Annotated in this window: 8 protein-coding genes and 1 pseudogene; 4 read left to right on the plus strand and 5 right to left on the minus strand. The window is 69.8% G+C overall.

The window, feature by feature from the left end:
- Positions 1 to 266, plus strand: a pseudogene (locus AC3XYG_RS02335) (SAM-dependent methyltransferase); the annotation flags it as partial.
- Between the two features lie 34 nt (positions 267 to 300).
- On the opposite strand, the gene AC3XYG_RS02340 reads toward AC3XYG_RS02335, so the two are convergent.
- Positions 301 to 501, minus strand: coding sequence for a hypothetical protein (locus AC3XYG_RS02340; protein ID WP_489138203.1), 201 nt, complete (start codon positions 499 to 501; stop codon positions 301 to 303).
- Between the two features lie 151 nt (positions 502 to 652).
- Entirely contained in the window at positions 653 to 2359 is a 1707-nt protein-coding gene (locus AC3XYG_RS02345) for an adenylate/guanylate cyclase domain-containing protein (RefSeq protein ID WP_489138204.1), read from the minus strand.
- 113 nt (positions 2360 to 2472) lie between these two features.
- On the opposite strand from AC3XYG_RS02345, the gene AC3XYG_RS02350 reads away from it, so the two are divergent.
- Positions 2473 to 3159, plus strand: a complete 687-nt coding sequence (locus AC3XYG_RS02350) for a Crp/Fnr family transcriptional regulator (protein ID WP_489138205.1) — start codon at positions 2473 to 2475, stop codon at positions 3157 to 3159.
- Positions 3160 to 3330: 171 nt separating this feature from the next.
- On the opposite strand, the gene AC3XYG_RS02355 is transcribed toward AC3XYG_RS02350, so the two are convergent.
- The 3 genes from AC3XYG_RS02355 to AC3XYG_RS02365 form a co-directional block, all read right to left on the minus strand.
- The gene (locus AC3XYG_RS02355) at positions 3331 to 3729 is read right to left on the minus strand and encodes a hypothetical protein (RefSeq protein WP_489138206.1); all 399 of its coding nucleotides are present in this window, start codon (positions 3727 to 3729) and stop codon (positions 3331 to 3333) included.
- A gap of 190 nt (positions 3730 to 3919) precedes the next feature.
- Complete coding sequence (locus AC3XYG_RS02360) at positions 3920 to 4762, minus strand: fumarylacetoacetate hydrolase family protein (protein ID WP_489138207.1); 843 nt, start codon at positions 4760 to 4762, stop codon at positions 3920 to 3922.
- Between the two features lie 48 nt (positions 4763 to 4810).
- A complete protein-coding gene (locus AC3XYG_RS02365) occupies positions 4811 to 5554 on the minus strand; it encodes an SDR family oxidoreductase (RefSeq protein WP_489138208.1) in 744 nt (247 codons plus the stop codon).
- A 144-nt stretch (positions 5555 to 5698) separates the two neighbouring features.
- Here AC3XYG_RS02365 and AC3XYG_RS02370 point away from each other — a divergent pair, with 144 nt between their 5' ends.
- Positions 5699 to 6667 carry a Gfo/Idh/MocA family protein gene (locus tag AC3XYG_RS02370; RefSeq protein ID WP_489138209.1) on the plus strand — a complete coding sequence of 323 codons (969 nt, stop codon included), beginning with the start codon at positions 5699 to 5701 and terminating at the stop codon, positions 6665 to 6667.
- 118 nt (positions 6668 to 6785) lie between these two features.
- Positions 6786 to 7709, plus strand: a complete 924-nt coding sequence (locus tag AC3XYG_RS02375; protein WP_489138210.1) for a DnaJ C-terminal domain-containing protein — start codon at positions 6786 to 6788, stop codon at positions 7707 to 7709.
- The last annotated feature ends 255 nt before the right edge of the window (positions 7710 to 7964 follow it).

The following is a 7964-nucleotide window of genomic DNA, read 5'->3' on the forward strand; positions in this document are numbered from 1 at the left end:
CGGAGGAGTACACGGCGAAGCTGGAGGCGCAGGGCTTCACCGTCGAGACCGCCGGGCTGGTGCCGCGGCCGACGCCGCTGCCGACCGGAATGCGCGGCTGGCTCGACACCTTCGCCAACCCGATGCTCGGCGGCATTGAGGGCGCTGCGCGCTCGGCGATTCTGGACGAGGTCGAGGCGCTGCTGGCCTCAAGCCTGCGCGACCAGTCGGGTCAGTGGACGGCGGATTATGTGCGGCTGCGCTTTGCAGCGACGCTGGAAGGGTAAGGCCGCCGCGGCGATCGCCGGGACGGCCGGGCGGTCAGTGCAGCAGGCCGGTGGCCGACACGACGAAGCAGAGCGCGAAGGTCACGCCCAGCCCGCCGGCCGCCATCACCCAGGCCACCGCGACCTCGGCCCACGACACCTCGGGCGAGCGGGCATCCGAACCAGCCTTGGCGCGACGGCACTTCTGCGCCATCGAATCGTCCGGCTCGACGCCGGTCATTTCGATGAAGCTCATCTCGATCTCCAGATATCAACGTCAGCTCAAAGGCACGGCCGGGGATAGGTCCCCCGGCCGTGCCGCCACACGGAGATATGGAGCGGCTGCGGCGGCCACGATGTGATGTTTCGCACAGCCCAGCGTTGCGGCCGGCGAAGCGGCCGTGCGGTCAGGCCGGGACGCCGACGGCCCGCTCCAGCGGCCCGGCGTCACGCACCAGCAGGATCCCCAGCCCGTCCGGCCGTCCCCGCAGTTCGACCACCGACCGTTCGAAGCCCGGCCCGGTGAGGCCGGCATGGGCCGCCGCGGCCTCGGACAGGATCAGCGGGCAGCCATGCGTCTTGGTCAGGGCCTCCAGCCGGGCCGCAACATTGCCGGTGTCGCCGAGGAACTGGACCGACCGGTCCGTGCCGCCGGCCGCGACCACGCCGATCACCGACGGCCCGGCATGCAGGCCGAAGCCGAAGCGCAGCGGCTCTTCCAGCACATGGCCCAGCTCGCCGCTCAGATCATCCAGCGCCCGCCATGTGCGGCAGGCCGCCGCGATCGCCTGGCGGCAGGCGGTGGCCGCATCGACGCCCGGGGCGGCGCCGAAGATGCTCATCACCCCGTCGCCGGCGATGCTGGTGACGAGGCCGCCCTGCCGCTCGACCGCATGGATGACGGTCTGCAGGTAACGGTCGAGGATGAACAGCGCGTCATAGGGCAGCCGGTCCGCCGCCAGCCGGGTCGAATCGCGCAGGTCGACGAACAGCGCGGCAATCATCCGCTCCTGCCCCTGCCCCGCCAGGGCGGCGGCCAGGGCCGGCCGGCGGGAATCGCTCGGCACCATCGGCATCACCTCGACCGGGCCGGTCGGGCGCAGCTGGCAGGCCAGCCGGACATCCGCCGGCGCCTGGATCCGCTCCAGCACCGCCCGCTCCGCCGCATTCGGCGGCGGCAGGCCGGCAGCGCCGCGCAGGATCCGCACGCGGCAGGTCGAGCAGCGACCGCGGCCGCCGCAGACGGCGGTATGCGGCCGCCCGGACCAGCGGCTGGCGTCGAGCACGGAATAGCCGCGCGGCACCCGGGCCTGGCCGCCATCGGGAAAGCGGATGTCGATCGCGTTGAACCGCCTGGCGTGCCAATCCCGCAGCCGCCGCAGGCCGAACACGCCGGCGACGAGGACGACATAGGCAATGGCGATGCCGTTGGTCACCAGATCGAGCCAGCGATCCGCCGCCGCGGTGTCGCCGGCCTGGAGATAGCGCTGCAGCATCTCCGGCTGCTGCCGGAAGATCTCCACCACCTCCCAGCCGGCATTGATGATGCCGACCACGGCCAGCACCGGCAGCAGCGTCGCCAGAGCGGCCAGCGCCGGCGCCCAGCGCGGATACCAGTCGCGATAGCGCAGGACGTAGCGCACGCCGATGCAGCCATGGATCCAGACGACCACCAGCAGCAGCATCTGCCGCGGCAGGCCATAGGTCGGCGAGTCGACCCAGTAGGCGTAGAGCAGGCGCCAGTAGGAATCGTCGAGCCCGTACAGCGCGTTGCCGAGCCGGACATTGACCACGTGGTTGACCGCGAGCAGCGGGATCAGCAGGCCGAGCCCCAGCTGCGCCGCCTCCACCGCCGGCATGCGCAGCTGGCGGCGGCGATACAGCGCCCACAGGCCGAGCCCGAGATGGATCACGAGCGCGCCATACAGCCCCCCCTGCCCCAGCCAGCCCTTCCACGGCGCCAGCAGCACCCGGCTGGCTGCCTCCATCGCCGGCACCAGGAAGATGCCGGAGGCATGGGCGGCGAAGTGGCAGATGACATAGGCGAAGAGGATGAGCCCGCTGGCGAGCCTGAGGCGGCGCTCAAGGATGGGGCCGGGGGCCGCCTCATGCATCCGTCCCGGTCCTTTGTCCTGGCTGATCCGCGCGTGTCGGCGTTGAAAATCGGGGCGGCGGCGCCGAACTGCAAGGCCGAACCCGGCCGCAATGGCCATGACAGGCGGCCCCGATGACGCGATTGGTCGAAACCCTGGCCCGGATCCCGCTGTTCCGCAGCCTGGAGCCGGAGGAGATCCACCGGCTGGACACGCAGTGCAGCTGGCGCAGCGCCGCGGCCGGGGACTGGGTGATCGAGATCGCGGCCCCGGGCACGGATGCGTTCTTCGTCGTGCAGGGGCTGGTGCAGGTGCTGATCCCGGCGGAGAACGGCCGCCGGGTGATCCTGCGCGACATCGGCCCGGGCGAAATGTTCGGCGAGCTGGCGGCGATCGACGGAAGGCCGCGCTCCGCGGGGATCCGCGCCGCCCACAGCAGCGTGGTCGCCCAGATGCCGGCGGCGGCGCTGCGCGATGCCGTCCACCGCCACCCCGATGTCTGCGACCAGCTGATGGCGCTGCTGGCGGCCGAGATCCGCCGCCTGGCGAACCAGGTCAACGAACTCAGCACCCTGTCGGTGCGGCAGCGGCTGCGGGTCGAGCTGGCACGGCTGGCACGGCCGGACGGAACGGGCGGCGGCGTGATCTCACCGCCGCCGCTGCATCAGGACCTGGCGGCGCGGATCGCGACGCATCGCGAGGCGGTGACCCGGGAGCTGAACGTGCTGGAGCGCCAGGGCACGATCACCCGGCGCCGCGGCGCCTTCGCGATCGGCGACCTGTCCCTGCTGGCCCGCGGCGAGGCGGAGCCCGGCGGCTGACGACCACCGGGTTCCGGACGGCCTCCTAGAGGCCGTTTGGAAATACGCTGGTGTGAGTCGGCTGGCGGTGGTTTCGAGAACCGGCGCGCAGCTGACGTCTGGGTCCGTGAGCACCGGAAGCGCAGAAACCGCCGTCAGACGGCCTCACCAGTAGTGTTTCCAAATGGACTCTCAGCGCCAGTGGCCCTCGATCCAGACACCGCCGCGCCAATAGCCCGGCTCCCACACCCGCTGCGGCGGCTGGGCATAGACCACGCGCGGCTGCGGCTGGGCGTAGCCATAGCCCGGCTGGGCGTAGACGGGTGGCGGCGGCGCGGCATAGACCACCGGCGGCGGGCCGTAATAGACGGGCGGCGGGGCATAGTAGACCGGCGGCGGGCCATACAACGGCAGGCCGATGCCGATGCTGACGCCGGAATGGCAGCACCAGCCGCCGCCATGCCAGCCCCAGCCGCCGCCGCGCCACCAGGCCTCGGCCGGGGTGGAGATCATCAGCGGCAAGGCCAGGGCGGCGCCGAGCGTGGCGAACATCGCGGCGCGGCGGGGAGTGACGTGGAACACCTTGAACATGGTGACACCATCTGTCCTGAAAACGCGGCACGCCCACCATGGCGTGTCTCCTGATCTCACGTAGAGATGGGGCGCAACCGTCGCCGGCAACAAGGAATTAACCGAATTTAATGCAGACAAGGAAAGGGCGCCGTCCACCGGACGACGCCCCGATCCCCATGCGACAGGAGCCTGAAGGCCCCGAAGACTCTCAGGCCTGGACGGTCTTCTGGGCCTGTTCGCCCAGCTTCTCGATGCCGAGGCGGATGGTCTGGCCGGCCTTGAGATACTTCGGCGGCTTCTGCCCCATGCCGACGCCCGGGGGCGTGCCGGTGGAGATGATGTCGCCGGTCTGCAGGCTCATGAACTGGCTGAGATAGCTGACCAGGAACGGCGTCTTATAGACCATCGTCTTGGTCGAGCCGTTCTGGTAGCGATGGCCGTCGACCTCGAGCCACATGTGCAGGTTGTCGTAGTCGCCGACCTCGTCCGGCGTCACCAACCAGGGGCCGGTCGGGCCGAAGGTGTCGGCGCTCTTGCCCTTGGTCCACTGGCCGTGGCGCTCGGTCTGGAAGGCACGCTCGGATACGTCGTTGATGACGCAGAAGCCGGCGATGTGGCTCATCGCGTCGGCCTCGGAGACGTACTTCGCCGGCTTGCCGATGACGATGCCGAGCTCGACCTCCCAGTCGGTCTTCTCGCTGTTGCGCGGGATCTCGACATCGTCGTTCGGGCCGACGATGGCGCTGGTCGCCTTCATGAAGATGATCGGCTCCGGCGGCACGGTGGCGCCGGTCTCGGCCGCATGGTCGGAATAGTTCAGGCCGATGCAGATGAACTTGCCGGTGCCGGTGACGCAGGGGCCGAGCCGCGGATTGCCGGCGACGACCGGCAGCGACGACGGGTCGATGCCCTTCAGCCGGGCGATCCCGGCCGGGGTCAGCGCCTCGCCGGCAATGTCCGGCACGATTCCGGCCAGATCGCGGATCCGGCCCTCGGCATCGAGCAGGCCCGGCTTCTCCTGCCCCGCGGGGCCATAGCGCAGCAGCTTCATCGGTGTTCGCTCCCTAGAACTTGAATGGTGGACGCTTCAGCGCCCGTCTCAGATCGTGATGCCGCCGTCGACATTGATGGCCTGGCCGGTGACGTAGGAACTTTCGTCCGAGGCCAGATAGACCGCAAGCGACGCGATCTCCTCGGCATTGCCCAGACGGCCCATCGGCTGGCGCGCCACGAAGGCGGCCCGCGCCTTTTCGATATCGCCCTGCGCCGCCATGCGGTCGTGCAGGCTCGGCGTCTCCACCGTGCCCGGGCAGATCGCGTTGCAGCGGATGCCCTTGCCGACGAAATCGGCGGCGATCGACTTGGTCAGCCCCAGCAGCGCCGCCTTGGTGGCGCCGTAGATGAACCGGTTCGGCAGGCCCTTGATCGAGGAGCAGACCGAGGCGACGCTGACGATCGATCCGCCGCCGGCCTCGATCATCGCCGGCAGGAAGGCCCGGCACATGTGGTAGGCCGAGCGGACATTGAGGTCGAAGGAGAAGTCGTAGTCCTTCTCTTCGCAGTCCAGGATGGTGCCGGCATGGACGAAGCCGGCGCAGTTGAACAGCACGTCGATCGCGCCGCGCTCGGCCGCATAGGCCTTGATCGCACCGTGGTCGAGCACGTCGAGCCGGGTGGTCTTGATCGCGGGCACTTCGGCCGCCAGGGCCTCCAGCGCCGCAGCGTTGATGTCGGTGGCGTGGACCGTCGCACCTTCCCGCGCGAAGGCCAGCGCCACCGCCCGGCCGATCCCCTGCCCCGCCGCGGTCAGCACCGCCGTCTTGCCCGCCAGCCTGCCAGCCATGTCAACAAACCCTGTTGTTAAGTCGGACGTATTCCTCGCCCCACGCGCGGCGCCCGTCAAGCCGGAAGCGCATCACCGCTGGCCAAAGCCGGGGCAAGAGCGCTAGGAAAGCGCAGCATAGTCGGTGATGAGCGTGGAGATGTCATGAAGCGGTATCGGACCGCGGTGATCGGCGCGGGCTATTTCGGCAGCCTGCACGCCGCCAAGCACGCGGAACTGCCCGAGGCGGAGTTGGTCGCGATCTACGACACCGACCCCGGCCGGGCCGAGGCGCTGGCGACCAAGCATGGCGCCAAGCCGGTGACCGCGCTGGCCGACCTGATCGGCCAGGTCGACGCCGTCAGCATCGCCGTGCCGACCGACGCCCATTTCGACACCGCCCGCATCTGCCTGGAAGCCGGCATCCATGTGCTGATCGAGAAGCCGATCAGCAACACGCTGGAAGAGGCGGATGCGCTAAGCCGCCTGGCCACCGACCGCAAGCTGGTGCTGCAGGTCGGCCATCTCGAGCGCTTCAACCCGGTGGTGCAGGGCCTGTCCAAGATCCTGAACCGACCGCGCTACATCGAATGCCAGCGCATCTCGGCCTTCAAGCCGCGCGGCACCGACGTCAATGTCGTGCTCGACATGATGATCCACGACATCGACCTGGTGCTGAAGATCGTCGGCGCGCCCTTGGAGCGGATCGACGCGGTCGGCGCGTCGGTGCTGAGCGAGGCCGACGACATCGCCAACGCCCGGCTGCAGTTCACCAATGGCTGCACCGCGACCGTGACCGCCAGCCGGGTCAGCTGGAAGCGCCACCGCACCATGCGGATCTTCCAGCAGGACGGCTACATCATGGTCGATTTGAGCGAGGCCAAGCTGACCTTCATCCGCAAGACCCGCGGGCGCGACGGCCAGCCGGAGCTGTACCAGGAAGAACAGCAATTCGAGACCGGCGACCCGCTGAAGCTGGAGATCCAGAGCTTCCTGCAGAGCGTCGGCAATGGCGGCCCGCCGGCGGTCAGTGGGCCGGAAGGCCGGGCGGCGCTGGCCGCAGCGCTGGAGATCACGCATCAGCTGGCCGACTGGCGCCGGCGCTTCGAAGACGGCGACACACCGGCAAATTGAGGGGCAGAGGTGAAGGGAGATGCGTTGAAACCGGGGCGGCGCGGCATCATCTATCCGGATCAAAGACTTACGTCCGCAGATCCGCGCTCCCGACACCTCCGCCGCCGAGACTTCCCCCATGGATGACCCGTACAGCGTGCTCGGCGTGCCTCGCACCGCCAGCGACGATGAGATCCGGCGGGCCTATCGCAAGCTCGCCAAGAAATACCATCCGGACCTGAACCAGGGCGATCCCCGCGCGGAAGAGCGGTTCAAATCGGTCTCGGGCGCCTACGACCTGCTGGGCGACGCCGCGAAGCGCAAGCGCTTCGATGCCGGCGAGATCAGTGCCGACGGTGCCGAGCGGGCCTATACCCGCCGCAGCGGGGCCGGCATGGGCGGGGCGGCCGGCGGCACGCGCTACCAGCGCTACGACACGGCCGACGCCTTCACCGATCCCGGCGACCTCGACGACATCCTGCGCGGCATGTTCGGCCAGGGCGGCGCACGCGGCGGGGCCGGCGCGGCCAAGGGCCGGGATGTCACCTATACGCTGAAGGTCGATTTCCGCCGTGCCGCCGAAGGTGGCGAGACCACGGTGACGCTGGCCGACGGTCGGTCGCTCAAGGTCACCCTGCCCGTGGCGCTGACCGAGGGCCAGACCATCCGCCTGCGCGGCCAGGGCGAGAAGGGGCAGCGCGGCACCGCCGGCGACGCGCTGATCGAGGTGCGCATCACCCCCGACCCGGTGCTGGAGCGCGACGGCAACGACATCCGCATGACCCTGCCCGTGTCCCTGCCCGAAGCGGTGCTGGGCGGCCGGGTCGAGGTGCCGACCCTGGTCGGCCCGGTGGTGGTGACCATCCCCAAGGGGTCGAACAGCGGCACGCTGCTGCGGCTGAAGGGCAAGGGCGTGCGCAACCCGACCAGCGACAGCCGCGGCGACCAGTATGTTCGGCTCGCCGTCACCCTGCCCGACCCGATGGACCCCGAGCTGGCCCGCGTGATCGAGGAATGGGCGGCCGACCACCCCTACGACCCCCGCGCCGGCAAGGTGCGTTAGAGAGGCCTGGGATCCCTCTGACTGTCATTGCCGGGCTTGACCCGGCAATCCAGGAGATGCCGACAGTCTCTGGATGCCCGGATCAAGTCCGGGCATGACAGTCCTGGGGAAGGGAGAACAACGCCCACGCGAACCCAACTGGCGACGCTGCGACAAAAGCAGGTTTGACGCGCCGCCGCGCGGGCGCGATAAGCCGGCCATGCAAGCGATCCCTGCCGCCACGGCCCTGCGCCCCACCGCCCCAGCCACGTGCCC

This window comes from Inquilinus sp. (assembly GCF_057815775.1).

Excerpts from the sequence above, each read along its gene's own strand:
- AC3XYG_RS02345 (WP_489138204.1), bottom strand. The coding sequence starts at position 2,359 with ATGCATGAGGCGGCCCCCGGCCCCATCCTTGAGCGCCGCCTCAGGCTC.
- AC3XYG_RS02360 (WP_489138207.1), bottom strand. The coding sequence starts at position 4,762 with ATGAAGCTGCTGCGCTATGGCCCCGCGGGGCAGGAGAAGCCGGGCCTG.
- AC3XYG_RS02355 (WP_489138206.1), bottom strand. The coding sequence starts at position 3,729 with ATGTTCAAGGTGTTCCACGTCACTCCCCGCCGCGCCGCGATGTTCGCC.
- AC3XYG_RS02365 (WP_489138208.1), bottom strand. The coding sequence starts at position 5,554 with ATGGCTGGCAGGCTGGCGGGCAAGACGGCGGTGCTGACCGCGGCGGGG.
- AC3XYG_RS02340 (WP_489138203.1), bottom strand. The coding sequence starts at position 501 with ATGAGCTTCATCGAAATGACCGGCGTCGAGCCGGACGATTCGATGGCG.
- AC3XYG_RS02350 (WP_489138205.1), top strand. The coding sequence starts at position 2,473 with ATGACGCGATTGGTCGAAACCCTGGCCCGGATCCCGCTGTTCCGCAGC.
- AC3XYG_RS02375 (WP_489138210.1), top strand. The coding sequence starts at position 6,786 with ATGGATGACCCGTACAGCGTGCTCGGCGTGCCTCGCACCGCCAGCGAC.
- AC3XYG_RS02370 (WP_489138209.1), top strand. The coding sequence starts at position 5,699 with ATGAAGCGGTATCGGACCGCGGTGATCGGCGCGGGCTATTTCGGCAGC.